General features: G+C 35.0%; 19 protein-coding genes, 1 tRNA gene, 1 riboswitch and 1 other annotated feature. Of the genes, 10 read left to right on the top strand and 10 right to left on the bottom strand.

The genetic code is table 11. The annotated features are described in order from the left end of the window. The first annotated feature begins 28 nt into the window (after positions 1 to 28). Positions 29 to 1,006: a GMP reductase gene (gene guaC / locus ACI6PB_RS04140; RefSeq protein WP_025085856.1), complete on the top strand. Its 978-nt coding sequence runs from the start codon at positions 29 to 31 to the stop codon at positions 1,004 to 1,006. Positions 1,007 to 1,209: 203 nt separating this feature from the next. Here the strand turns inward: guaC and ACI6PB_RS04135 are convergent, their stop codons facing one another. Together ACI6PB_RS04135 and ACI6PB_RS04130 are read right to left on the bottom strand one after the other, a co-directional pair. Continuing rightward, positions 1,210 to 2,175 (bottom strand): glycosyltransferase family 2 protein, encoded by a 966-nt coding sequence (locus ACI6PB_RS04135; RefSeq protein WP_309511127.1) that lies wholly within the window; start codon positions 2,173 to 2,175, stop codon positions 1,210 to 1,212. Positions 2,176 to 2,196: 21 nt separating this feature from the next. Further along, positions 2,197 to 4,608: a glycosyltransferase family 39 protein gene (locus ACI6PB_RS04130; RefSeq protein WP_025085857.1), complete on the bottom strand. Its 2,412-nt coding sequence runs from the start codon at positions 4,606 to 4,608 to the stop codon at positions 2,197 to 2,199. A gap of 213 nt (positions 4,609 to 4,821) precedes the next feature. On the opposite strand from ACI6PB_RS04130, the gene ACI6PB_RS04125 reads away from it, so the two are divergent. From ACI6PB_RS04125 to ACI6PB_RS04115, 3 genes are all read left to right on the top strand, one after another. Continuing rightward, positions 4,822 to 5,514, top strand: a complete 693-nt coding sequence (locus ACI6PB_RS04125; RefSeq protein ID WP_056956012.1) for a response regulator transcription factor — start codon at positions 4,822 to 4,824, stop codon at positions 5,512 to 5,514. Further along, positions 5,498 to 6,829, top strand: coding sequence for a cell wall metabolism sensor histidine kinase WalK (locus ACI6PB_RS04120; RefSeq protein ID WP_056956013.1), 1,332 nt, complete (start codon positions 5,498 to 5,500; stop codon positions 6,827 to 6,829). The genes ACI6PB_RS04125 and ACI6PB_RS04120 overlap by 17 nt, the downstream gene beginning before the upstream one ends. A 327-nt stretch (positions 6,830 to 7,156) precedes the next feature. Continuing rightward, the gene (locus ACI6PB_RS04115) at positions 7,157 to 10,075 is read left to right on the top strand and encodes a hypothetical protein (protein WP_404327795.1); all 2,919 of its coding nucleotides are present in this window, start codon (positions 7,157 to 7,159) and stop codon (positions 10,073 to 10,075) included. Between the two features lie 111 nt (positions 10,076 to 10,186). On the opposite strand, the gene ACI6PB_RS04110 is transcribed toward ACI6PB_RS04115, so the two are convergent. Then, positions 10,187 to 11,221, bottom strand: coding sequence for an IS30 family transposase (locus ACI6PB_RS04110; protein ID WP_059075255.1), 1,035 nt, complete (start codon positions 11,219 to 11,221; stop codon positions 10,187 to 10,189). Between the two features lie 195 nt (positions 11,222 to 11,416). Here ACI6PB_RS04110 and ACI6PB_RS04105 point away from each other — a divergent pair, with 195 nt between their 5' ends. Next, positions 11,417 to 11,860 carry an ASCH domain-containing protein gene (locus ACI6PB_RS04105; protein ID WP_309511130.1) on the top strand — a complete coding sequence of 148 codons (444 nt, stop codon included), beginning with the start codon at positions 11,417 to 11,419 and terminating at the stop codon, positions 11,858 to 11,860. A 42-nt stretch (positions 11,861 to 11,902) separates the two neighbouring features. Here ACI6PB_RS04105 and mscL read toward each other — a convergent pair whose 3' ends face one another. Then, complete coding sequence (mscL, locus tag ACI6PB_RS04100; RefSeq protein WP_025086198.1) at positions 11,903 to 12,298, bottom strand: large-conductance mechanosensitive channel protein MscL; 396 nt, start codon at positions 12,296 to 12,298, stop codon at positions 11,903 to 11,905. Positions 12,299 to 12,482: 184 nt separating this feature from the next. Here mscL and ACI6PB_RS04095 point away from each other — a divergent pair, with 184 nt between their 5' ends. Beyond that, on the top strand, positions 12,483 to 12,872 hold the full coding sequence (locus ACI6PB_RS04095) for a hypothetical protein (RefSeq protein WP_025086199.1): 390 nt from the start codon (positions 12,483 to 12,485) through the stop codon (positions 12,870 to 12,872). A 107-nt stretch (positions 12,873 to 12,979) separates the two neighbouring features. Continuing rightward, the gene (locus tag ACI6PB_RS04090) at positions 12,980 to 14,353 is read left to right on the top strand and encodes an FAD-dependent oxidoreductase (protein ID WP_309511132.1); all 1,374 of its coding nucleotides are present in this window, start codon (positions 12,980 to 12,982) and stop codon (positions 14,351 to 14,353) included. A gap of 155 nt (positions 14,354 to 14,508) precedes the next feature. On the opposite strand, the gene ACI6PB_RS04085 is transcribed toward ACI6PB_RS04090, so the two are convergent. Beyond that, positions 14,509 to 14,592, bottom strand: a tRNA-Leu gene (locus ACI6PB_RS04085). 66 nt (positions 14,593 to 14,658) lie between these two features. On the opposite strand from ACI6PB_RS04085, the gene ACI6PB_RS04080 reads away from it, so the two are divergent. Continuing rightward, positions 14,659 to 15,498, top strand: a complete 840-nt coding sequence (locus ACI6PB_RS04080; RefSeq protein ID WP_025086201.1) for an NAD(P)H-hydrate dehydratase — start codon at positions 14,659 to 14,661, stop codon at positions 15,496 to 15,498. Positions 15,499 to 15,929: 431 nt separating this feature from the next. Here the strand turns inward: ACI6PB_RS04080 and ACI6PB_RS04075 are convergent, their stop codons facing one another. Beyond that, positions 15,930 to 17,567 (bottom strand): polysaccharide biosynthesis protein, encoded by a 1,638-nt coding sequence (locus tag ACI6PB_RS04075; RefSeq protein WP_034544443.1) that lies wholly within the window; start codon positions 17,565 to 17,567, stop codon positions 15,930 to 15,932. A 335-nt stretch (positions 17,568 to 17,902) separates the two neighbouring features. On the opposite strand from ACI6PB_RS04075, the gene ACI6PB_RS04070 reads away from it, so the two are divergent. Then, entirely contained in the window at positions 17,903 to 18,937 is a 1,035-nt protein-coding gene (locus tag ACI6PB_RS04070) for an IS30 family transposase (RefSeq protein WP_059075255.1), read from the top strand. A gap of 259 nt (positions 18,938 to 19,196) precedes the next feature. Here the strand turns inward: ACI6PB_RS04070 and leuS are convergent, their stop codons facing one another. Then, complete coding sequence (gene leuS / locus ACI6PB_RS04065; protein WP_025086060.1) at positions 19,197 to 21,611, bottom strand: leucine--tRNA ligase; 2,415 nt, start codon at positions 21,609 to 21,611, stop codon at positions 19,197 to 19,199. Positions 21,612 to 21,653: 42 nt separating this feature from the next. Next, positions 21,654 to 21,865: a binding site (T-box leader), on the bottom strand. Next, positions 21,864 to 23,156, bottom strand: a complete 1,293-nt coding sequence (locus ACI6PB_RS04060; protein ID WP_309511133.1) for a glucosaminidase domain-containing protein — start codon at positions 23,154 to 23,156, stop codon at positions 21,864 to 21,866. Its footprint overlaps the feature before it by 2 nt. 80 nt (positions 23,157 to 23,236) lie before the next feature. On the opposite strand from ACI6PB_RS04060, the gene ACI6PB_RS04055 reads away from it, so the two are divergent. Next, entirely contained in the window at positions 23,237 to 23,887 is a 651-nt protein-coding gene (locus ACI6PB_RS04055) for a phosphatase PAP2 family protein (RefSeq protein WP_025086058.1), read from the top strand. On the opposite strand, the gene ACI6PB_RS04050 is transcribed toward ACI6PB_RS04055, so the two are convergent. Both ACI6PB_RS04050 and metK read right to left on the bottom strand, forming a co-directional pair. Then, positions 23,834 to 25,309 (bottom strand): MDR family MFS transporter, encoded by a 1,476-nt coding sequence (locus ACI6PB_RS04050; protein ID WP_025086057.1) that lies wholly within the window; start codon positions 25,307 to 25,309, stop codon positions 23,834 to 23,836. The genes ACI6PB_RS04055 and ACI6PB_RS04050 overlap by 54 nt on opposite strands. A gap of 75 nt (positions 25,310 to 25,384) precedes the next feature. Further along, positions 25,385 to 26,581: a methionine adenosyltransferase gene (metK, locus tag ACI6PB_RS04045; protein WP_025086056.1), complete on the bottom strand. Its 1,197-nt coding sequence runs from the start codon at positions 26,579 to 26,581 to the stop codon at positions 25,385 to 25,387. Beyond that, positions 26,579 to 26,657: riboswitch (SMK box riboswitch) on the bottom strand. It overlaps the preceding gene by 3 nt. Positions 26,658 to 26,742: the final 85 nt, after the last annotated feature.

Here is a 26,742-nt window from a genome sequence, read left to right as displayed (position 1 = left end):
AGTTCGTAATTAATGGAGTGGATAATACATGCAAGTTTTTGATTATGAAGATATTCAACTAATACCGAACAAATGTATCGTAGACAGTCGTTCAGAATGTGACACAAGTATACAATTTGGACCTAAGACTTTTAAGATTCCAGTAGTACCAGCCAATATGCAAACCATCTTAGATGAAAAATTGGCTGAAAAACTAGCTGAAAATGATTATTTTTATATCATGCATCGTTTTGAACCAGCAACCAGAATTAATTTCATAAAAGACATGCAACAAAAAGGACTCTTTACTTCTATTAGTGTTGGTATCAAAGAAGATGAATTCAAGTTCATTGACCAACTAACATTACAGAACTTAACTCCTGATTACATTACAATTGACGTAGCACATGGTCACAGTGATCGTGTCATTAAAATGATTAAATACATCAAACAAAATATTCCAAACAGCTTCCTTATCGCCGGCAACGTTGGTACACCAGAGGCTGTACGTGAACTTGAAAATGCTGGAGCTGATGCTACTAAAGTTGGTATCGGGCCTGGTAAAGTCTGTATCACTAAACTAAAAACTGGCTTCGGTACTGGTGGTTGGCAATTAGCTGCTATCAGGCTTTGTGCTAAAGCTGCTAGCAAACCTATTATTGCTGATGGTGGTGTTAGAAATGACGGTGATATTGCCAAATCAATTCGTTTCGGAGCAAGCATGGTAATGATTGGTTCCCTACTCGCTGGACACGAAGAATCCCCTGGCAAGGTCATCGAAAAAGACGGTCAAAAATACAAAGCCTATTTTGGATCAGCATCCCAATACCAAAAAGGCGAATACAAAAATGTTGAAGGTAAAAGAATGCTTGTTCCTTATAAGGGTAAGATCATGGATACTCTAACCGAAATGCAACAAGATCTTCAATCTTCAATTTCTTACGGTGGTGGCAAAGATCTTCTATCACTACGTAAGGTAGATTATGTCATCGTAAAGAATTCAATTTATAATGGTGATGTTTATTAAAATATAATAATACAAAAAAAGAGGCTGACGACTGGGTGTTCGTCAGCTTCTTTTTTATGAATGGGATAGTTCATGTTCAATTTGACAAGAAAGTTGTCCATCAAACAACTTTCAACTTATCAAATTTACCATTACTGTAACACATTCTATGTTAATTAAACAGTATGAAAACTTTTTAATTTCAAAGATTAATTTTAATTTGATTAATTATTAATTTGTCGAGCATTGAATTTATGAATCCCATTGTTTCTCTCTTCAAAACCCTCTGTTTTGCTAACAATATATCTGGGACGATCATTAACTTGATCCAAAACTCTCCCGAGATAACTTCCCAATATACCAATGGCTAACATCAACAATCCAAGACTAAATAGTAAGATTGTTATTCCAACTGAAGCAGCGTTGTAATTTCGGCTAGCTATCAAGTAACCTAGATAAAAAACACTACTTACTAATGGCACAATGGAAAAAATATTAACAAATTGTAATGGTTTCATAGAAAAAGATGTGATTCCATCTAATGCCAATTTAATCATCTTAGAGAGTGGATACTTAGTTTCACCAGCAATCCTCTCTTGACGATGGTACTTTACACTAGTCTGTTTGAAACCAATCCAAGTCACTTGTCCTCTAACGAATGGATCCTTTTCATGTAATTTCATCAACTGATTAACAGCCTTACGATCCATCAAACGAAAATCACCTGTATCCAAAGGCATATCGATCGTAGCTAGTTTTCTGAAGGTTCGATAAAACATTTTGGCAGTAAATTTTTTGAAAAATGTTTCACCATCACGTTGCATTCTCTTGCCATAGACGATCTCATAACCTTCATGCCATTTCTCAATCATTTGAGGAATAACTTCGGGAGGATCCTGGAGATCTGCATCCATAACAACGACTGCATCTCCCTTAGAATAATTTAATCCAGCTGTAATAGCTATCTGATGACCAAAGTTACGTGAAAACTCTACTAATTTAATGCTACTGTTTTGGGCCAGAGCACGCTTGATAATAGGAACGGACTTATCTTTTGAACCATCATCGACAAAAATCAGTTCATATCGTTCTTCTTGTTGCTCAATATAATTAAGTAACGTGTCAATGGTTACTTGAATACCAGCCTCTTCATTAAAAACTGGTAACACTATCGATATTAATTGATTCATCGTCAATCATTCCTTTCTAGCTTATTTATAAATGCTGGATAAATCATATAGGGTACCTGATTGACCAGGGCCACCCATTCCGCCGCCCATTGATGGACCACTTGATTTACCAGATTTCTTCATCTTCTTTAATTGTTTCTTAGTTAATTTCTTCGTACCAGTTGGTTTCTTCGTACCACTTGGCTTCTTCATACCACTTGGTGCACCACTATTGCCGTTAGGTGCAGTGTTACCTTTTGTACCTGATGGCTTTTTACTTGGTTTAGAACCACTTGGTGGAGTTTGACCGGATGGTGCTTTGCCACTAGCCATACTGCCACTTTGACCACTACCGTTAGGAGTTGGAGCATTAGTAGAAGAATTCTCAGTCTTCGAAGAGACTGTTACTGAACTAGATGCTACTTGGTTATTATTGGAACTACTTAATTTAACCTTCTTAGCATGTTTCTTAATCCAACTGACAATCTCGTTATTAGAGCCGCCAGTCTTACCACCAGAGTAGTAATACTTCAGCTTACCTTCTTTAACTAACTTCTTAAATTGTTTCAATGTGATAGCCTTATCGGTACCATTGAAACCACCCATTGCCATAACAGCCTTACCTGTTGCAATAATATATGGGGCGGCAGTACTAGAATCATCAGTGGCAAAAAGATATTCGGCATTACCTTGATGTTTTTCCAAATACTTAAGCAAAGTTGAATCAGTTTGGGAATTACCCATTCCGCCGCCACCACCAGCGGAAGATAATAACGATGGACCCGCACTAGGAATACCATCACTAGAACCAGCCAATGTTGGTGTTAATGACCAATAACTAGGTGCCAACATAATTAAAATTAAAGCAATTGCTGGCCAAATACGTTTATTATTTAGCTTAATAGCAATCCAAGGAAGAACAAACAGTGGGATAGAAATAATGATTCCGGCAATCAACAAGATCCATGCCAAAGTTGGATAATAATCCGTTAAATACCAGGCCTGTAGAATACTTGTTGAAAGAATTGCTAATGGCAAAAGCATTGCCCAAAGCGATTTCTCACGCCACTGTCGAATCATTGTAAAAATTCCAATTCCGGCTAAAACCGCAATGGCTGGAGCTAACATAATTGTATAGTAAGGATGGAAGAAACTAGCAACTGAGAAGAATCCAGCTACAGGAACTAACCAGCCAACCCAAAGCCAAAGTTCTTTTCTTTGAGCATTGAGTGAGTACCATTTCTTCATCTTTGAGCCACGATAGTAGGCAAAACTAGATATTAATCCAAATAAAGCAATTAATAATAACCAACTAATTTGTGGTCCCAATTCTTTTTGGAATAATCTAAATGGTCCAGCGGTACCAATATTGAAAGCACCACCACCGGCGCCACCAGTGCCTGCACCACCACCTTTTTGACTATTTCCTCCAGGTTGTCCTTGTCCTTTACTACCTGATGGTATTTTAGGTGCACCATTAGATTTACCTGATTTAGATGGTGGATTTCCCATCTTAGAACTACTTTTACTCTTAGACCCACTTGGTGGGGTCATTGATTTACTACTCTTCTTAGAACTGGACATCCCTGGAAAAGCTCCACCAGTACCAGTTGTCTGTCCTAGTAATCTCTCAGTTCCGTTATAACCAAAAGCCAACTCCAAAGCAGAGTTAGTTTCCGAGCCACCTTCATAAGGACGATTATTCGAATTAGTCATGTCGACTGACAAAGGCCAAATCAACGTGAAAATTGCCAAGAAAACCGTTGCTATAGATAAATGAACCAATTTCTTTTTCCATTTAACATCACTAGCAATCCAATAATACAAATAGAGTGCAGGTAAGACCATAAAAGCTTGTAACATTTTAATATTGAAAGAAAAACCAATTAAAGCAAAACCAATCCAGACATAGCGTTGTTGCTTACTTAAAACAGCTTTTTGAACGAACCAAACTGATAGTAACAGGAAGAATACCAATGTAGCATCCATATTATTAGTTCTTGAATCTGCTACAACGATTGGTGTCAATGTCATGATCAATGCAGCTAAACGAGCTGGAACTTTACCAAATTTTTTTTGAACCATGTTGTAAATTAGATATACCGAACCAATTCCAAATAAAATTGACGGTAAAACAACACTCCATCCATGAACTCCAAAAATTTTGGCACTGATAGTCATAAACCATAATGCTACTGGTGGTTTATCAACCGTTATAAAACCGGCCGGATCAAAACTGGCATACCAGAAATTCTTGAAACTCTTTGTCATACTAACAATTGCTGCTGTATAGAAATTATTAGCTTCACCTGCTTCCCAAATATTCCAGGCATACAAGAATGCTGCTAAAATTAAAATAGCAATCAACCAATAGTCATACTTAATATTTCTCAATTTATGTAGAAAACTATTATGTTCATTTTTTTGAACACGACTAGATTCTTTTGATTCCATCATCTATCTTCCCCTATCTCTAAAAAGCTATATTGATTAAAAAACAAATGACTGAATAAACTAGAATCGATAATAAAATCGGTTGTAAATTTTTCATCTGTTCAATTCCTTTCTTAACGACAGGAACAAGATTAGACAAACTAGCTTAAATTAAGCTTAAATTAAAATTTATGTTTTATACTTAATTGGTAGAATTTGTAAAAGGAGATTTTTATGTCAAATAATATTAGAATTTTAGTTGTAGAGGATGATGAAAATTTAGCAAGCAATATTGCTACTTTTTTATCAGATTTTTCTGAAGTTGATATTGAAAGTGATGGTTTAAGTGGAAAATTTGCTGCTACCGAAAATGTTTATGATCTAATTATTTTGGATATCATGTTGCCTGAAATGAACGGCTATGATGTGTTAAAAAATATTAGGACTGATGGCATCAACACTCCTGTTTTAATTTTGACCGCCAAAGCTGAATTAGATGATAAGGTTCATGGTTTTAATTTGGGAGCAGATGACTATCTGACTAAACCATTTCATCGTGAGGAATTATTAGTACGAGTTAAAGCTTTATTAAAAAGAAGTGGTGCTTTAACGGATGATTCCACCATTAAGATTAATAATTTGGAAGTAAATTTAAATAATCATGAAATACTTGCCGACCAACAAAAAATTGAATTAAACGTTAAAGAATATGATTTACTAGTTTATTTATTACAAAATAAAAATACTATTCTGACTAAAGATCAAATTTTTGAACGTATTTGGGGTTTTGACTCTGATACTTCAATTACAGTTGTCGAAGTTTATATGAGTAATCTACGTAAAAAATTACGTCCTTCAGGCAATGATAATTTAATCAAAACTATTAGAAATGTTGGGTATATTTTCCAAGATGAAAATGAAATCTAAACAAAGCACTATTACTCGTCGACAACAATTCAAATTATTTCTTTCAATCATGGCCGCCTTTGCCATCCTTTTCTTAACTTTGGGATTGATTATTTTTAATCTTTTTCAATCATCTACTTATAAGAGTATTGATAAAGATATTAAGATTGAAATGGCCTCTGTTAAAAAACAGCCTAGTATAAAACAGGATGATTCTCCCATGGGACCGCATAATCCAAATAATCAATTTGAAAGCAAAAAAAAGGAACCCAGTCCCAAGGCTCCTTTTCAGGCTTCAATTTTAGTTTTTGATAACAATGGCAAATTGCTAAATAAATCGAGTTTAGGAAATCGTTATTCTATACTAAAAAATATAAAATTAAATAAAAAAGCTCTTAATAAAAAACAAACTTTACTTGTTAAGAATATGAATTTCCGTTCAATATTAATAAAAGTCTCAAAAAATAATAATAATCCAATGTACGCTGGTCATTATGTTTTGATCATGCAAAACATTGATACACAAATTCAAGCTATGAATAATTTCATTAAAATTTTGTCACTCACCTTCTTCATTTTTTGGGTTATTGCTTTAGTGGTTTCTTATTTTCTAGCTCGTATTAATATGTTACCAATCGTTAAGTCCTGGAAACAACAGACCGAATTCGTCAATGATGCTGCCCACGAACTAAGAACACCTTTGACAATCATTCAAGGTAAACTAGAGTATATGCTGACTAGGCCAAATAAAAAAATCATTGACGAAGCTGAATCAATTTCAGTTTCACTTGATGAAGTTAGTCGTCTTAATAATTTAACGAATAATCTGTTAGATTTGGCAAGATTTGATCAAGCTACAACAGAGCTGCATTTTGAATATACTCAACCAGAATTCTTTCTTAAAGATCCAATTGAACCCTTCAAAGATATTATCAATTCACAATCTAAGGTCTTTCAAATTAACCTTTATCACCATCCTACACTCTATTTGGATCGTGATAAAATCAAACAACTGTTAATTATTCTTTTAGACAATGCCACTAAATACACGCCTAAAAATGGAACCATCAGGATCTATGATCAAGTTGAAGGTTCTAAATATCAATTCATCATTTCTGATACTGGTGCTGGTATTCTTGACGCTGATAAGCAAAAAGTCTTCCATCGCTTTTATCGCGTTGATAAATCACGCAACCAAAGCAGTGGTGGACATGGATTGGGCTTAGCAATTGCCAAACAGATTGTAGAAAATCACCATGGTAGAATTTTTATTCAAGATAACCTACCACACGGCAGTGAGTTTGTCGTTGAATTGCCAATCAAAAAAAATCATTAAAAAAATGGCTTCCTTTACTACTTATTCCAAGCAGTATCTATTTAGAGACGTAATTACATACGCCTATTCTAAATAGATACTGCTATTTTTATTTTTAAAATTTGACAAAATTTTCGAAAGAACCACATTAATACTTATTTATCACAATTATTTTTTTTATTTCTTATATAACAACCCCTCAAAAGAACGTATTTCATTAATATTTTTAATATGTTTTTTAATATTTTGCACTTCATTTCACAAAAAAATGACTCTATTAATTTGAATCAGAAAAAAGTTATTCAGATGATAAGATATCAAAATCATGTTTGAGGGAGTGCTGCTTATATGAAAATTAAAAACATACCTTTACTATGCTTATTGTACTTTTTAAGCATTCTTTTTTTATGCTTTAAACCTACTACCACGGTTAAAGCTGCACCAATGACTGATGCTGATGTTGCAGAACAATATCAACATAAGGAAAATACCGAATTAATCATCAGTTATGTCCTAGAAGAAAAAAAAGAATTGATATTGAAGACAGATGTCAAAGATATGCTTGATATCGACGCTTTAAAAGAAGAACTTGGTGAATCCAATGTAACAGTTGATAACGAAAAATTAGAAACCACCGTTACTTTGAATAAACCTAACACCAATTCTTTCAAACTTTTCGTCAATAATAAAAAACCATTCCAATTATCTGTATTAAAGACTAACGGTGAAAATATCTTTGATTATGAATTAAATCAACCTGAAAAGTATTCTGGTGAAACACCCGAAGTTGACGATGCTGCAGATGATGCTAGCGAAGCTGGTTGGACATTTGCAGAACATCTTCGTGTCAGCGAAGGTCCCATTAAAGAATATTCTGATGGAACTAGCACTCGCCCCTATCTTTACTTTGGGGATTATAATTATGCTATCCGTCGTGCCTCTGTCAGTGATTCCTATGAGCCTAGTGGTAAATCTCGTGTAAATAGTTTAACTGCTGCTGGTTCTGCCATTCTTTACGCCGAAAAAGGTAGTCGTATTTTGGATGGTCCTACTGCTCCAGGTAATCATATTTTTACTGATCATTACGGTGATAATCAAAAAGGAGACTATGATTCACCTGATATCATCAATATGGGTCTTTCTCCATTAGGAATCGAAGACCGTCCCAACGGATCACCCAGAACTTTTATTTCTAATGATTTATTTAACTACGTTGTATCATCAGATGGTGTCGGTGTCCCTGGTACTTCTGGCCCTAACAAACTAGGTCAAAGTTACTCTATGCTAGATACACCAAAGTTTTATTATCGAACTAATCCACAGACTGGCTTGGAAGAACAAAAAATAGTTTTCAAACAAAAAGCCTACTTTGTTGATAAAAAGCATCGTCCCAACCCAGAGATTACTACCACTATCAAACTTAGTTTCAATAAAATGGGACGTGTCGTTACCAATATTAAATTTAAAAATACTGGTAAAGAACTCTTTAAAAATTTCATTGGTTTCTCTAACCATGATCTATCATTAAATGAAGACAATAAAGAAGTTACCGATACTAAAGGTCGTCGAATTGGTAACTATTTAAAATTACGTACTTTAGGTAATGGTCGTGGTATGTACATGCAATCGGAAGACAACCGTGTACGTACTAGTTATTTCACAAATCAAACTAATGGACCTGACGCCTGGGCTGCCCGCTCTTCAAGTAGTTCTTATATAGCTACCAAAGGTTACAGTTATAATCCAGGTTTAATTGGTGTTGTTGCCTTTAGAGAAAGATATTATCCATGGAAAATTGGTAAACCTAAAGATTCTGGTTTCCCACTATATATCCCTACCAAATATCACAATAAAAAGACAAAACACTTTACCTCTCCTTACGTACCTGAACACTTATTTAATGCTTTCAATGATCAATACGATGCTGGTGACTCAAAAAGAACTGATGATGCTGGTGGAAGACTGGGAGCTGCGGAGGATGAAAGTACCTGGGACGCTGGTTTAACCATGAGAACTGCTCCACAAGATTTATCCGTTGGTAAAACAGTTGAAATGGAATATACATCTCAGATTGACGTAAAAGGAAAAACTTTTAGTCCCGTTATTCAATTAGATTTGAATGGTACTGATGATAATCCTCAAATCTTGCCAATCAGTCAAAATGAATTACCTTTAACTGGTTTGTGGTATGACTTTGATAGTACGGATGTAACAATGTACTATTCCATTGATAGTGAAGATCCTGAAGACTTCAAAGTACTATTTGATGCTAAACAATCTGATAAAGAAGCTATTGTTGGTAAACATCATGAAATCAAGGATCAAAAGGTCTCTCTTAATGATTTCAAAGAAAACAAACACAAACTTCGCTTTTATATGAAGGATAAAGAAGGCAACATTTCTAACGTCAAAGAACATGTCATTAAATTCAAAAAGCCAGCAACTGTCGAACCACAAATCAGTGTAGTTTCTCCTGGTTCTTCTAAAAAAGAACCACACAATCCGATGATGCACAAAATGACACTTGAAGGATATTGGAACGATAAAGACAGTAAGTTAATCAAAAGTATTTCTTATATAGTTGATGACGGTGAAGAAAAAACACTCAGTGAAGATTTAGATAATCCCCAATTGGGTGAATCTAATTCTTGGAAACTTGAAGATTTAGATATCAAAAATTGTAATGATTTCGATGTCCATACGATTGAAATGCGAATTGTTGATACTGAAGATCATATAGGAAATGATTTCTTCTACTTCCGCCACGTTGCAGGTAGTCTAATTTTAACGGCACCCGAACAAATTGACTTTGGTACCATCTCCGTTTCACCTACTACTGAAAGTATGACTCAACCAAAAATTGATGAAGGAAACGTCATTTTAGACGATTATCGTGAAAAAGATTCTAACCCGATTGCCATTAGCCTTTCAATGAGTAAGTTTTATCAAGAAGAGACAGAAAATCACAATGATGAAGACAACGGGGATGATTCTGGTTCCTCCAACGATCCTGATCGAAGAATCGTTGACGCTGACAGAAAGTACCTTCTTCATGATGTCTACTGGAAAAATAAAAAAGTTAATAGTAGTAACATCATTATTGGTAAATCTACTGGTAAAACCGGATTCGAATGGGAATATACTACTGACTTTACTAAACGAATTTTGAAGAATCTTAGAATTGGTTTCCGTACAGGTACTACTGGTTCTCCTGATGGTAATTATGTTAGTCACTGGACATGGCAAACTGTTGATTCAATTAAATAATAAAAAAGATGACAAAATTTACAATCCGAAAATTTCAATAACAAGTTAGCCACTTGGACAAAATAAATTGAATCCAAGTGATATCAGTATTTGAAGTTTATAAATATGTCTTTAAGCGCCACAGGAACTAGCAAAGAGTTCTTGTGGCGTTTTATAGTTCAATAACTTTCTAGGCATATTGTTGAGCTTAAATTCTATGTCTCTTATTACTTTTGGGCTGACTGTATCCAGTGACAGCCCTTTGGGCAAGTCACGACGTATCATTCGATTATGTACTTCATTTGTTCCACGTTCACAAGATGTATATGGGTGTGTGAAGTAAACATCCGCAACGCCAGCCATATCAGATGATAGATTAGAGAACTCAGGGCCATTGTCTGCAGTGATTGAATTGATAAGATCACCATAGTTCTTTATGATCTCTTTCATAGCATAATCTACAGAGTCGGCATCTCTACCGTCAATAAGTCTCATTATTTCAAAGCGTGTCTTACGCTCTATGAGCGTTAAGACGACACTCTCATGGCCATTTCTTTTGCCCACAATCGTGTCTATCTCAAAGTCCCCAAAGGATTCTCTGCTATCAACACTTTTAGGGCGTTTCTCAATACTACGACCAAGTAGACGCTTATGCTTTTTTGAAGTATGTTGCTTAGTCGGTCTAGTTGACTTTTCTACCAGATCAATATTCCGGATTTCAAGTCGTTGTTCATCAATATATTTGTAAAGTGTAGTAGTACAAACCATTTCATCTACTAAGAATAATTCTTCGTTCTTAGCTCGTCCAACGGCCGTATCAGGTGACCATCCATTATCTATGAACTGGCTTACAAAGAAGCCTAAAAAGGCTGTGACTTGGTCGAATTTAGAAGGACGATGGCAAAGCTTACGGTTCTTTACATACTTTTGATGTGCAGTGTCAGGAAAGTAGCAATTCAAGTGTTGAACTTTACCATTAACTTTCTTGATCTGCTCAACAGTACCTCTGTTAATTTCATTATTAATAGTCTGAGGTGAAACGCCGATAGCTTTAGCTATCTGGCGATTCGAGTAGCCAATTGAATGAAAGGAAGCAATCTTTCCACGTTCAATTTCAGTTAAATGATGTCCTTTAGGACGATTTATGATATTCTGTTCTAGCACCAAGACGAAAAACCTCTTTCATTGTTTGTGTGAGAACTCCAATGATACCTGATTTTTACGTCTTGGTGTTTTTATTTTGTCATTTTTCTAAAGTGGCTAACTTGATTATAAAATTCGCCAAAATTTACAATCAAGTTTTGTCATCTTTTGCTTTATACGATATCATTTAGATAATATTTATATTTTGAGGTGTCATTTATGGACAAAGAAAAAATACATGATTATTGGTTCAAATTTTTAAGAGATAAGAATTCACTCTACTATCCTTTGGGGGATATTACCATTTTTGGTGGTGATCCAGATAAATTGGCTCATTTAGTCTATGATGGTACCAAAACGGCTACTACTTCATCATATGACCTCTACACTGCTGATGAGTACATGCCACAAGTTGGTGATTACAATATCATTCTCGACGGCAATGAAGAACCACTCTGTATTACAGAAACCCTTGTTACTGAAGTCGTTCCCTTCAAATACGTCAGTGCTGAGCATGCTTATCATGAAGGTGAAGGTGATCGTACCTTAGACTATTGGCGAGAAGTACATGAAGATTTCTTTAAAAAAGAATATCAAGAAGCAGGAAAAGAATTTAACGATGAAATTCCTTGTTTATGTGAAGTATTTAAACGTATCTATTAAAAAACATATCTCTAACCTTAACTGGTTATGAGATATGTTTTTTTAGTTTTCACGACGATTTTTTTCTTCCAAAGAATCAGAAATTTTCTTTAAATACATAACTACTTCTTCATCCTTATTATCCTCTTCGGCTTCTTCCTCGTCTTCACGTGTCTTAATAATTTTATTCATTACTTTAACAATCAAAAAGACTACGAAAGCAATGATCAAAAAGTTGATGATCGACTCAATAAATGTTCCGTACTTGAACGTTGCGTCTCCCACTTTAAAGACCAAATTACTCAAGTCAACCTTTCCTAAAAATAAACCAATCAGAGGATTGATTAAATTGCTTACAAGGGATTGAACAATAGCTGTAAAAGCAGCACCCATGATTACACCAACAGCCAAGTCCAATACATTGCCTCGACTGATGAAATCTTTAAATTCTTTTATCATATTTATAATCTCCTCAACTCTTTATACTATCTATAATTATAGGGTTTTGAGGGTCATTTTTGCAAATTTTTTAGCGAACCAATATATACAAAAGGTATATTTTCAAAAATTATCAATCTCATTTTTAAATTTCTATTTGCACCCTTATAATGTAGTTATAATTTTCTATAAAGGTTGTGATCGAATGAATTACTTTGATATGTATAAAATGATTTTAGAAATTATTGCTGAACAAAATCCTAAAGACTTCCAAGAATTACTTGATGACTCACAAAAGTATCCTCTCGTTAAAGAGTACATCGCTAGCGACAATAATAATCAAATCCTGATCCGTAATATGCAAGATACAACTATCAGTATGATCAATGACGGTTTAATTTCAGGTATTATTAGCCCTTTGAAGTACGTTACTTTAATCAAACTAAATGGTTTAACAATTTCCGGTTTTCAATATTTAAAAAAATTAAAAAACGATCTCAATAAAAATGAAATTAGTAGTCTCCTAAAACAGAATGGCTTATCGTTGACACCAAGTAATCTCACTAAAATGATTTCCAAAGTTATTTTTAGTTAAACCTAATTCCTTGACATTTGTAAACTAAGTTATTAATTGACATCGATTTTAATAAGAGCTATTCTTAGATTGTAATGATTCTCATTAAGAAAGTGGAGGCTATTTTTATGTCAAAGACTAAAGTTGTTATTGTTGGTGCATCACATGGTGGTCACCAATCCATTCTGGAATTATTAAAACGTTATGATGACGTTGATATTAAATTGTTCGAAGCAGGAGACTTCGTATCCTTTATGTCCTGTGGTATGGAACTATACTTGGAGAACAGTGTTACTGACGTTCATGATGTTCGCAATTTTAAACCAGATGATTTTTCAGCTAATGAAAATGTCCAAATCTTAAATAATCACGAAGTTACAAAGATCAACGCCGATAAAAAGGTTATTAGTGTTGTTAACACAAAGGATAATAGTACTCAAGAATATCCTTATGATAAATTGATTCTAAGCTCTGGCGTAACTCCTAAGTCACTCCCTATTCCTGGAAATGACCTCAAAAATGTCTTTCTAATGCGCGGTTTTGATTGGGCTACTCAAATCAAGGCTAAGTTAGAAGACAAAAATGTTAAAAATATCACCGTTGTGGGCGCCGGATACATTGGTATTGAGGCCGCTGAAGCCAGTGTTAAAGCTGGTAAGAATGTCACATTGCTTGATGTAATAGACCGTCCCTTAGGAACCTACCTTGACAAAGAGATGACTGATATTCTTGAAAAACATCTTGAAGACAAAGGTGTTAAAGTCGTTACAGGCGCTAAGATTCAAGAATATACAGGTACCAATGCTGTTACTAGCGTCAAAACCGATCAAACTGAATACCCTAGTGATTTAGTCATTCAAGCTGCCGGCGTAAAACCTAATACTGATTGGCTTAAAGGCACAATTGATTTAGACGACCGTGGTTGGATCAAGACAAATGAATATCTTCAAACAAATCAAAAGGATATCTACGCTATTGGTGACGCTACATTAGCTTATTCAATTCCAGCAAATAATCATGTGCCAATCGCCTTAGCTACAGTAGCTCGTCGAGAAGCTAGATATGTTGTAAAGCACTTATTCGAAAAGAAACCTGCTCTTCCATTTAGCGGTGTAGTTGGTTCATCAGCTTTGAGTGTCTTTGACTATCATTTTGCAGAAAGTGGCCTTAATAGCTTCACTGCTCAACGTTCTAATGTCGAAATCAAGAGTTCCTTCTATCAAGGTAGCCTCAGACCAGCTTATGTCCCTGCTGGTAAAGATAACCCTACTGTTTCAGTTCAACTATTCTTCAATCCGACTTCACACGTTCTCTTAGGTGGTGCTGTTCTTTCAACGTATGACATCACAGCTCAAGGCAACGTTTTAGCTCTAGCAATTCAACACAAATTGACCGTTGAAGATTTAGCAGATGCTGACTTCTTCTTCCAACCAGGATTTGACAGACAATGGAGTATCTTAAACGTTGCTGCTCAACATGCATTGGGTGAAAAAGATTTCTAAAATAACTATTGAAAAAGTGTTCACAAATTGTGAACACTTTTTTTGTTAATCCTCGATTTTTGAAAATTGCGCAAAATTAATTGAATTTTAGACAAAATAAAAAGAGCTAAATCCTATAACATCAAGGGTTTTAGCTCTTTATGAAACTATCAGAATGCCACTGACAAGAGTCGAACTTGCACCTAGAAACCTAGACAGCGACCTGAACGCTGCGCGTCTGCCAATTCCGCCACAGTGGCAAAATATATATTTAATTTCCGATATATACTACAATTAAAATGATACTACAAATGGAGGTACTTGTAATGGAAAAAATTAATAAGAATGTTTTAAATCAAGTAATTGCACAAAGAGATCCACAATCTTACAAGGGAAATTACGGTAAGATTCTTATTATCGCAGGCTCAACACAATTTGGTGGCGCCTCCATTCTCTGTAGTAGCGCTGCAGTCAACAGTGGTGCTGGCCTAGTTACTGTAGCTACTACACCAGAAAAATTTACCGCCATTAACGTACGAATTCCAGAAGCCATGACTATCGACTATCATCAAAAACATGATTTAGCACAGGCCATTCAAAACAATGAGGTCATTGCTATTGGACCAGGTTTAGGTACCTCATCAATTGCTAAAGGATTGGTCAAAGCTGCCCTTAGACTAACTACTACGCACCAAACATTGATTCTAGACGCTTCAGCTTTAACCCTTATTGCTCAAGAAAAGATTCCAGTAGATACTAAAGCTAACATCGTTATGACGCCTCATCAAGGTGAATGGCAAAGACTTTCTCACCTGCCTATTAATGAACAGATACCTGAAAATAATTTTAAACAATTACAAAGTTTAAATTCTCAAGCTGTTTTAATCCTAAAGAAACATTTATCTGAAATTTATTATCAAGATCAAGTATTTCAAATTCAAGCTGGAAATCCCGGTATGGCAACTGGTGGCATGGGTGATACTTTAACTGGAATTATGGCAGGATTTATTGGTCAATTTGGTTATTCCCTTGAAACCATTTCAGCAGCTCTACTAATACACAGCTTAATTGCTGATAAACTTTATAAAGATAATTACGTCGTTCTTCCTTCAAAAATAATTAGCAAATTACCAAAGTACATGAAAAAATTCAGTCAAATTAAATAACGCTAAAAAGCATACCAATTCTACTCTGAACCCTTAAGTTTGGACAATTAATTATGCTGCTTTTAGAACGGAAAGTTCTCGGTATTTACCGGTAGCTTTCCGTTTATTTTTGTCTTGATGTACCTATTGTTAAATAGCCATTATTCCTTCTGTTATTACTAAATTGTACTTGGAGAAGATAAGCTCCAGTTATTATTTTGATTTTAAAATTCAAATTGAATTTAACCATGAGAAAAACCCCTCGGTTTGGTTTTTGTCCAAACTAAGGGGTTCAATTTCAACACCTATGAATTAATTATGAATTCCAACTCTGGAAGAGATGCCTAAGAGGTACTACGATGACACTATATAAGTGACAACTGCAAGAAGAAAACATTAACTTAATGAACCCTCTTGTCGGATTCTTCCAGGAAGACTAGCATGCTTTTAATTTATTTAATATTAAAAATTCTTCTAATGCGTTCTACTTTTGAGCCTAGTATTTTATCAGCTAACGATGTTTTTAAAACTAAGTAACCATAGATTACTCCACCAAGGCCAGCTTCTAGAACTAAAACAACCACACTGATAATTCTATCTGAATTACCAACAAAGTGGAAAACAACCCAGTTAACAAACATGACTGAAATAAACATAATCAATGAAAACAGGATAATTCCACTAATACGTCGTGAAAGTCTTCCGGTTTGGAACGGATAACTCAAATGTAATTCTCTTAGCATAAGCCAAGAAACTACCGCCATACCAATACTTGTCGCAACTAATGGACCAAATTCATGAAAAATACCAATCATTGGCAATTGCGTTACTACTTTGACAATAAAGCCATAAATAAAGTATTTAATAGCTAGCTTATTACGATATAACGCTTGTAACACAGCTGAAAGAACTGTAAACAATCCTAATAGAATAGAAATCACGGACGAGAATTGTAACATTAAAACACCTAAGGCATCATAACGATAAAAAGTTGTCCAAAGTGGTTGTGCTACAGCGTACATCCCTAATGATGCTGGAATCATAATGAAAAAGAATAATTCCAAAGTATTAGAAATTTGGTCTTCGATCTTTGACTTGTCACCCTTAGAATATAAGCCTGACAAAATAGGGACTGCTGTGACAGCCATTGCTGAAGACAAGGACACAATAATCATAATCAGCTTATTAGCTTGGAAACCAAAGAGTGAATAATAATTATCTAGCTGTGCTCCAGTCGCGTTAACAAACATTCTCATGAATTGATTGAAGGTTGATTGATCAAACAAATTAAAGAACGTGATACCTGCATCTAAAATGATGAACGGTACAGCTTGTTCAAAAATTTCACGTGTAAAGTTTCTCTCGTTTAGATTTTCAACAGGCTTGCTACTTCTAGAAAGTCGCCTCAGTTTTGGTAATTTCTTTAAAATTGCTAGAACCAAAATGGCAATAGCCACTGCTGCCCCAATAAAAGCAGCAAAGGTTGACTGAACGACCGCATTGATATAACTACCCTTGTTAACCACCATAATAAGATATGTGGCAACTAACATGTAGATTACTCGGGCAATCTGTTCAATAAATTGCGAAATAGCCGACGGTGCCATATCTGAATATCCTTGCAAGTATCCTCTTAAAATACTTAATATTGGAATAATCAAAACTGCTACTGCTAATGATTTAATGACAGGAATACTTCTAGGATCACCATCAGTAAATAACGTTGCTAAAACAGGTGCCCCAAAGAACATCACTGCCCCAAAGATAACACCCATGAACGTCATAATTTTAAGTCCATGTTTAAATAATTTGTTTCCAGTTGAGTATTCATCTAAAGCATTATAATGTGAAATTTGCTTTGAAATGGCTCCAGGAATACCAGCCGTTGAGACAATTAAAAACAAACTGTAAATATTATATCCTTTAGCAAATAAAGCATTAGCTGCTGGATAATCAGAACCCATCCATGCCATCCATGGAATAATATAAATTGCACCTAAAATACGAGAAAAAATACTTCCAGCCGTCATCCAAGCTGAACCCTTCAACATTGTATCTTGTGAAGACGATTCCAGATCCATCACTGGCATTACTTCTTCCTCATCATGGCTTTTATTTCCGCCCAAAACTTGCACCACCTTAAAAACTATCCATTTAATTATAGCAAAATTCTTATCCTAAAAATTTTAAATTACGCTTAATTTATTAAAAAAGCAAATTAATTTTCCAAACTTCCTGAAAATTTCAGACAATTTTACAAATTATTTGCTATTATATATTCCCTCATTAATGATAAAATGTAATTCGTTGGCGAATTTTATAATCAAGTTAGCCACTTTAGAAAAATGACAAAATAAAAACACCAAGACGTAAAAATCAGGTATCATTGGAGTTCTCACACAAACAATGAAAGAGGTTTTTCGTCTTGGTGCTAGAACAGAATATCATAAATCGTCCTAAAGGACATCATTTAACTGAAATTGAACGTGGAAAGATTGCTTCCTTTCATTCAATTGGCTACTCGAATCGCCAGATAGCTAAAGCTATCGGCGTTTCACCTCAGACTATTAATAATGAAATTAACAGAGGTACTGTTGAGCAGATCAAGAAAGTTAATGGTAAAGTTCAACACTTGAATTGCTACTTTCCTGACACTGCACATCAAAAGTATGTAAAGAACCGTAAGCTTTGCCATCGTCCTTCTAAATTCGACCAAGTCACAGCCTTTTTAGGCTTCTTTGTAAGCCAGTTCATAGATAATGGATGGTCACCTGATACGGCCGTTGGACGAGCTAAGAACGAAGAATTATTCTTAGTAGATGAAATGGTTTGTACTACTACACTTTACAAATATATTGATGAACAACGACTTGAAATCCGGAATATTGATCTGGTAGAAAAGTCAACTAGACCGACTAAGCAACATACTTCAAAAAAGCATAAGCGTCTACTTGGTCGTAGTATTGAGAAACGCCCTAAAAGTGTTGATAGCAGAGAATCCTTTGGGGACTTTGAGATAGACACGATTGTGGGCAAAAGAAATGGCCATGAGAGTGTCGTCTTAACGCTCATAGAGCGTAAGACACGCTTTGAAATAATGAGACTTATTGACGGTAGAGATGCCGACTCTGTAGATTATGCTATGAAAGAGATCATAAAGAACTATGGTGATCTTATCAATTCAATCACTGCAGACAATGGCCCTGAGTTCTCTAATCTATCATCTGATATGGCTGGCGTTGCGGATGTTTACTTCACACACCCATATACATCTTGTGAACGTGGAACAAATGAAGTACATAATCGAATGATACGTCGTGACTTGCCCAAAGGGCTGTCACTGGATACAGTCAGCCCAAAAGTAATAAGAGACATAGAATTTAAGCTCAACAATATGCCTAGAAAGTTATTGAACTATAAAACGCCACAAGAACTCTTTGCTAGTTCCTGTGGCGCTTAAAGACATATTTATAAACTTCAAATACTGATATCACTTGGATTCAATTTATTTTGTCCAAGTGGCTAACTTGTTATTGAAATTTTCGAATGTAATTCGTTGGGTATTTAGGCAAATTTTATTATTCATTTACACAAAAAAGTAGTTTCACGCAATTATTCATTTAATACAAATATCAACCCTCACCCTTTAATGTCCAATTTAGCCTACTATCCAACCTAAAAGAGGTTTCGGAAAATTTTCCGAAACCTCTTTTTGAATACTATTTAACTACGATATTAACAATCTTATTAGGAATAACGATTACTTTGACAACGTTCTTGCCGTCAGTAAACTTCTTAACTTTTTCATCAGCAAGAGCCAATTCTTCTAGCTTATCTTTGGCTGTACCATTAGCAACTTCTATCTTATCTCTAAGTTTTCCGTTAACTTGAACAATGATTTCAACTGTATCTGAAACTAATTTACTTTCATCGTATGTTGGCCATGCAGCGTATGATATTGATTCAGAATGGCCTAGCTTATTCCAAATTTCTTCCATCATATGAGGAGCAATTGGTGCTAATAATTTTACCAATCCTTCAGCATAAGATTTAGGCATTGATTCAACCTTATGTGCTTCATTAACGAAGACCATCATTTGAGAAATGGCTGTATTGAAATGCAATGCATCATAATCTTCTGTAACTTTCTTAACTGTTTCATTGTAAACCTTATCCAGTTTACCGTCATTTTCATCAGTTAGGAAACCGTCACGCAATGTGCTGTAATCATCATCATTAATAAAGAGGTTCCATACACGATCCAAGAACTTGGATGAACCGGAAAGTCCATTTTCGGACCAAGCAATTGAAGCATCCAAAGGTCCCATGAACATTTCATAAGTTCTCAATGTGTCGGCACCATACTGTTCAACAACATCATCTGGATTAACTACGTTACCCTTTGATTTGGACATCTTTTCATGACCCTTACCCAAGATCATTCCTTGATTAAATAACTTTTGGAATGGTTCTTTAGTTGGAACAACACCCAAATCATATAATACCTTATGCCAGAATCTTGCATACAATAGATGCAAGACAGCATGTTCAGCACCACCAATATATAGATCAACTGGTAGCCATTGTTTCAACAAATCATAGTCAGCTAGCTCTTTGTCATTATGTGGATCAATGTATCTCAAATAGTACCATGATGAACCAGCCCACTGTGGCATTGTATTAGTTTCACGACGACCTTTACGGCCATTCTTATCAACTACATTTACCCAGTCAGTTAAGTTAGCTAATGGACTTTCACCAGTACCAGATGGCTTAATATCACTATCTTCTGGTAACTTAAGTGGCAACTCGTCTTCAGGAACAAGTGAAGTCGTACCATCTTCCCAATGAATAACTGGAATTGGTTCACCCCAATATCTTTGACGTGAGAAAACCCAATCACGTAAACGATAATTAACTTTCTTTTCACCGATACCTTTATCTTCTAGATATTCAACCATACGATTAATGGCATCTTCCTTATTCAAGCCATCTAGAAAATCAGAGTTAATATGCTTACCATCACCAGTAATTGCACCATCTTCAAGATTGCCTTCAATAACTTGTTTCATTGGTAGATTGAATTTCTTTGCAAAAGCAAAATCACGATCATCGTGGGCAGGAACGGCCATAACAGCACCTGTTCCATATGTAACAAGTACATAATCAGAAATCCAAACAGGAATTTTTTCACCATTAACTGGATTAATCGCATATGCACCAGTGAAGACACCAGTTTTTTCATCATTCAAGTCAGTTCTATCAAGATCAGACTTGTGTGAAACTTCTTCCTTATAAGCATCAACAGCTGCTTTTTGCTCTGGAGTAGTAATTTCATCAACAAGTTCATGTTCAGGTGCCAAAACCATATATTGAACACCAAAAGCAGTATCTGGTCTAGTAGTAAAGATATTTACTTTCTTATCATGATCTACTAATGGGAAAGTAATTTGAGCACCAACTGAACGACCGATCCAATTTCTTTGCATTTCCTTAATACTTTCGGGCCAATCAATGTCATCCAAGTCATCAATTAATCTGTCAGCATAAGCTGTAATTTTTAGCATCCATTGACGCATTGGTTTTCTAATAACTGGGAAACCACCACGTTCCGTCTTACCATCAATAATTTCCTCATTAGCAACTACAGTTCCCAAGTCTGGAGACCAATTAACTGGAACCTCTGCTTCATAAGCTAAACCCTTTTTGTACATTTGTTCAAAAATCCATTGTGTCCATTTGTAGAACTTAGGATCAGTTGTTTGAACTTCACGATCCCAATCATATGAGAAGCCTAATGAATTAATTTGACGCTTAAAGTTTTGAATATTTTTTTCAGTAAAATCTGCTGGAGTATGACCAGTATTCAAGGCATATTGTTCAGCTGGTAGTCCAAAAGCATCAAATCCCATGGGATGTAAAACATTGTAACCCTGGGCACGCTTCATTCTGGAAATAATATCTGTAGCTGTATACCCTTCTGGGTGACCTACATGAAGTCCTTGACCTGAGGGGTATGGGAACATATCCAAAGCGTAAAAGTTTTTCTTGTTTGGATCAGTTGTAGTCTTGAAAGTTTCGTGTTCCTTCCAATACTTTTGCCATTTCTTTTCAACGGTATTGTGATTGTACATATTTTTTCCTCCTATACAAAAAAAATCCTATGATTAATATAATCATAGGACGAGTTATCGCGTTACCACCTAAGTTCCGTACCTAAATAAGTACGACTCTCAAAATCCTTAACGAGGATCAAGCGTAGCCACTTACTTAAGTTCGGCAACTATCATTAGTGGACGAGTTCGAAAATAAAAACTTACGCATTCACACCACCATGCGCTTTCTGTAAAGTATTTTATAATCTACTACTTCCGTTGCTTTATATCTTATACCAATAATGTTTGTCCGACAACCAATAAATCCGAATTAAGATTATTTAATTTCTTAATATTATCAATCGTTGTCCCAGCTTGTGATGCAATGGAGTCAATTGTGTCACCATTTTGAACGGTTACTGATTTACTAGTCTGACTGCTTTTGTCACTACTGGAATTATTATCACTATAATCATTTTCAACATTGATAGCAGTTGAATCTGAATCCGAATTATCGGATGGAACATACTTCTTTACTCCGCTACGTTCATCCTGAACAATAACTGGAGCTTGTTTACTTCCATAGACATCACCAACATTTCCCTTATCACTATCTTTGTCAGCTTCAGTCTTATTAGAAGTATTAACCAAATTGCCATTATTGGCTGTATTAGTCGTATTAGTAGTTGTAGTTTGATTATCAGTTGTAGTAGCCTGACTAATGATCAAAGTCTTGCCTGGATAAATATAATTATCAGTCTTAAGATTATTCATATTCATTAAATCTTCAACTGAAATATTAAATTTAGTAGCAATTGTTTGCAAAGTATCATCTTGAGCAACTGTATAAGTCTTGGCACTAGCATCATCAAATTGAGTTAAATTATACTTTTCAATCATACTATTTAGTTTAGATGCATAAGTTGTATCGGTAGCATAACGACCTGTCAAAAATTTAGTAGCATCTTTATACGAATTAGTATTACTCTTCCAAGCACCGGCGTACAATTGCGAATTACCCGTTGTTCCACCTCTTAATAGTGAAACGTAATCTTCAAGCGATTCCTTATATGATGGATATTTTCTGAAGTTAGAACTAATTGAATAGAGACTACCAGTCCCATCATCTTCTTGTGTTCCCATATTAACTGATGCACCGTTATATTCACCCTTAATGCCAAATAGATTATAATTAGGTGCACTAGCTAAACCACTAGTTCCCCAACCACTTTCAATCATGGCTTGAGCAATCATAACTGACGCATAGAGGTCGTTGTTTGAGGCAAGCTTTCGAGCAGAATTACCAATATAATCAATAAATTCTTGATCCCCTACACCCTTGGAACTAACTGGCGTAGTTGTTACAGCTGAATTTTGAGATATCAAATTATTTACAGATAAAGCTTCAGCTTTAACAGGTGTTGGAGCAGATACATTAGCAATTTCAGCTACTGCAGCACCAACAAACATGCTGGACCCTAATATAGTCATATTCTTGCGCAAGTTTGCATTCTTACTTTTTTTATTATTTAATCTAGTCAATCGACTATCTTCAAGTCTTCTTTCACGACGTGTAATAACCATAAGTATTTTGCTCTCCCTCAAAATCTTTATCTTTATTATATTTCTTAACAAAATCTTAAACAATAGAGAGACTAAAAATTATGAAAATATCTAAAAAAATATCCCTTTTATTAATCATTTTAGTAATATTTTTTACCTTTTGGAGTATAAATGTAACTTTAAAAAGTAAAATCATTACTCAGTTTGACACAAATCTTATACAACAAATCTACCATCATAATCAATTTTCATTGAGCATCTTTAGACCAATTACCAATCTTGGTGACACTTTTCCCACAATATTGATTGCAGCAATATTCTTTATTCTATTAGTGATTAAGAAATATTACTACGCCGCTATCTATTTAGTCCTGAATAAAGTCGTCGTTGCTCTATTCAACAGTCTAATAAAAAACACAATAGAACGACCTCGACCAAGTCATTACCATTATGTTTTCGCTGGTGGTTATAGTTTTCCAAGTGGTCATTCAGCAAGCTCATTTGCATTATACATATCACTTTTAATTATTAGTCTTCATATTTTCAAACAATTAAAAATCAAAGTATTTATTAGTATAATGACAATTATTATGGTATTACTAGTTGGTTACAGCCGAATTTTTTTAGGTGTACATTATCCCAGTGATGTTCTAGGTGGTTATACACTCGCAGCTATAGTCATAACTTTTAACACTCTATTATTTAGAGCCAAGGATCTTTCGATTCTTCAACTCAAAGGCATTAAGAATTAAACCCAATATTAATAATACAAGAGATGCAACGTAGATATTGTGCAATCCTGAAAAAAGAATTTGTCGCATTTTGGGCAAAAGTTGATGTGGCAATGAGTTAGCTGTTTGTGGATCAATCAACTTATTCATCATATCAACCGATATATTCTTATTTTCGGCTGCACCACGAGCTAAAGCAGTATTTAAAATGATTCCATAAACGGAAACCATCATGGATTGACCAATAGTTCTCAATAAAGTATTGAAACTAGTAGCAACCCCAACATTCTCGGGATCAACTACAGTTTGAGCTGTAACTGTAGTCGTAGTAATCGTTAAACCGAATCCTAATCCGGCTACTGCAGCTAAACCACAAAAATAAACAAACGGCGTTGTAGGACCTGCCATTAAGAGCAAACCATTAGCAATTGCTAGGAAAAAGAGACTGATATAAATGACACGATTGGGTGCCATTTTTTTTATCAAAGTTCCAGCCCAGAATGATCCAAAAATCCAAACAATTGAACTAGGTGTAACTGCAAAACCACCCATAGATGGACTTAAACCAAGAATTCCTTGCATCCAAGTAGGAATATAAGCTTCAAAACCAATCAAGAAACCACTAACAATCAAAGCTAATAAATTTTGAATAACAAAAGTTTTATTCTTAAATAGCTCCAAAGGTAAAATTGGATCAGCAACATGTTTTTCAACATGGATGAACAGAAAGATAGAAATAATTGAAATAGCTGTTAAACCAATTGGTAAAAACATATTACTACTACCAATATTTTGCAAAGCCAACATTAATGGCAATAAGATCAAAATTAATAAAATAGTACCCACATAATCAATTCTCAACTTCTCATGTTCCCGTTTTTCTTCCTTAAAGAAGATCCAAATCAAACTCATCGTTAATAAACCTACGGGCAAATTGATTAAAAATACCCAGTGCCAGCTCATTTTTTCAACTATAAAACCACCTAACAAAGGAGCAATAATAGCAGCAATTCCCCAAGCTGATCCGTTGAATCCCAATATCTTAGCACGTTTATCTAGAGGATAGATATCAGCAATAATTGTAAACGTTAATGGCTGAATTGCCCCTGAACCAATTCCTTGAACTACACGCGCTAGAATTAAAGTCAACATTGAATTAGACATTGCACATAATGTCGAACCAATAACGAATAGGATTAAACCAATCATTAATACTGGTTTTCTACCAATTATATCGGATAATTTACCATAAATTGGCGTTGCTACGGCTGTCATCAATAAATATATTGAGAAAACCCAGTTCATCAAGCTGACCCCATGCAAGCTTCCAATAATAGTTGGCATGGCTGTTGAAACGATTGTACCTTCTATTGCAGTCATAAATGTAGCAATAAACACGGCAATCGTGACAATTACAACATTTGATTGATTCTTTTGTGTCATTTAAACAATTCCTCCCATAAAAAAAGAGACCCTCCCTAAAGTTAAACTTTAAAGAACGCCTCTGCTAATCATCGATTAAATTTTCAAGAAACTCTTAATATCATCAACTTTATCAAGTTTTTCCCATGGTAAATCGATATCTGTACGTCCGAAGTGACCATAAGCAGCCGTCTTCTTATAAATTGGTCTTTGTAAATCAAGCATCTCTATGATACCTAGTGGACGTAAGTCAAAGAACTTATTGATAACTTCTTCAATTTGTTCTTCTGAAAAGTCACTAGTACCAAATGTATCCACATGAATTGATACAGGTCTGGCAACACCAATAGCATATGCAATTTGAATTTCAACCTTTTCAGCAACGCCTGCTGCAACAAGGTTCTTTGCGATATATCTTGCAGCATAACTTGCTGAACGGTCAACTTTAGTAGCATCCTTACCAGAAAAGGCACCACCACCATGACGAGCAAAACCACCGTAAGTATCAACGATAACTTTACGTCCTGTAAGACCTGAATCTCCTTCTGGTCCACCAATAACAAAGCGGCCAGTAGGATTGATCAAGATCTTAGTTTTTTCATCAATCATATTAGCTGGTACAACTTCGTCAATAACATATTTCTTAATATCTTTTTTGACTTGGTCTAAACTAGCTTCAGCCTTGTGTTGCGTACTGATAACAATCGTATCAACACGAACCGGATGGTCATTACCATCATATTCAATTGTTACTTGTGATTTAGCATCTGGCATCAAGTAATCGATTGTACCGTTCTTTCTAACTTCAGCTGTCTTTCTCATTAACTTGTGAGCTAAAGAGATTGGCAAAGGCATGAATTCCTTTGTTTCATTTGTAGCGAATCCAAAGACGAAGCCTTGATCACCGGCACCAATTTGGTCCAATGGATCAGTATCTTGATGATTATCACGTTGTTCAAGCGCATCATCAACACCTTGTGCAATATCAGGAGATTGTTCATCTAGTGCTACCAATACGGCGCAACTATTACCATCAAATCCTGGGTTAGAACCATCATAACCAATATCGGTAATGGTCTTACGAACAACACTTTGAATATCAACATATGCGGAAGTTGATATTTCACCAACAACTAGGACTAAACCTGTTGTAACAGTTGTTTCGCATGCAACACGTGCATCTTTATCCTTTGCTAAAATAGCATCGAGAATTGCATCACTTATTTGATCAGCAACTTTATCTGGATGTCCTTCTGAAACTGATTCAGAAGTAAATAAATAATTTTTTGACATAATTTTCTTTCCACCTTTTCGGTTACAGGGCCTCTCCTCGCAAAAAAAGGATCCCATCAGGAACCTTTTAATAGGTTAACACAAAATTAGCCGATTTTCATAAAAAATCAGCGATTGACGTTAAACTTTTCTTACATTAATATGATTTTATAAGTATTAAG

This window comes from Companilactobacillus paralimentarius (assembly GCF_963227125.1).
Lineage (GTDB): Bacteria > Bacillota > Bacilli > Lactobacillales > Lactobacillaceae > Companilactobacillus > Companilactobacillus paralimentarius.
The sequence above is the reverse complement of the archived record's forward strand: the minus strand, read 5'-3'. Positions and strand labels throughout refer to the sequence as shown.

Coding starts and splice junctions, on each gene's coding strand:
- ACI6PB_RS04075 (WP_034544443.1), bottom strand. CDS start 17,567: ATGCCAGTGATGGATCTGGAATCGTCTTCACAAGATACAATGTTGAAG.
- ACI6PB_RS04050 (WP_025086057.1), bottom strand. CDS start 25,309: ATGACACAAAAGAATCAATCAAATGTTGTAATTGTCACGATTGCCGTG.
- ACI6PB_RS04115 (WP_404327795.1), top strand. CDS start 7,157: ATGAAAATTAAAAACATACCTTTACTATGCTTATTGTACTTTTTAAGC.
- ACI6PB_RS04095 (WP_025086199.1), top strand. CDS start 12,483: ATGAATTACTTTGATATGTATAAAATGATTTTAGAAATTATTGCTGAA.
- leuS (WP_025086060.1), bottom strand. CDS start 21,611: ATGTACAATCACAATACCGTTGAAAAGAAATGGCAAAAGTATTGGAAG.
- ACI6PB_RS04135 (WP_309511127.1), bottom strand. CDS start 2,175: ATGAATCAATTAATATCGATAGTGTTACCAGTTTTTAATGAAGAGGCT.
- ACI6PB_RS04055 (WP_025086058.1), top strand. CDS start 23,237: ATGAAAATATCTAAAAAAATATCCCTTTTATTAATCATTTTAGTAATA.
- ACI6PB_RS04125 (WP_056956012.1), top strand. CDS start 4,822: ATGTCAAATAATATTAGAATTTTAGTTGTAGAGGATGATGAAAATTTA.
- ACI6PB_RS04105 (WP_309511130.1), top strand. CDS start 11,417: ATGGACAAAGAAAAAATACATGATTATTGGTTCAAATTTTTAAGAGAT.
- ACI6PB_RS04060 (WP_309511133.1), bottom strand. CDS start 23,156: ATGGTTATTACACGTCGTGAAAGAAGACTTGAAGATAGTCGATTGACT.
- mscL (WP_025086198.1), bottom strand. CDS start 12,298: ATGATAAAAGAATTTAAAGATTTCATCAGTCGAGGCAATGTATTGGAC.
- metK (WP_025086056.1), bottom strand. CDS start 26,581: ATGTCAAAAAATTATTTATTTACTTCTGAATCAGTTTCAGAAGGACAT.
- guaC (WP_025085856.1), top strand. CDS start 29: ATGCAAGTTTTTGATTATGAAGATATTCAACTAATACCGAACAAATGT.
- ACI6PB_RS04120 (WP_056956013.1), top strand. CDS start 5,498: ATGAAAATGAAATCTAAACAAAGCACTATTACTCGTCGACAACAATTC.
- ACI6PB_RS04130 (WP_025085857.1), bottom strand. CDS start 4,608: ATGGAATCAAAAGAATCTAGTCGTGTTCAAAAAAATGAACATAATAGT.
- ACI6PB_RS04090 (WP_309511132.1), top strand. CDS start 12,980: ATGTCAAAGACTAAAGTTGTTATTGTTGGTGCATCACATGGTGGTCAC.
- ACI6PB_RS04080 (WP_025086201.1), top strand. CDS start 14,659: ATGGAAAAAATTAATAAGAATGTTTTAAATCAAGTAATTGCACAAAGA.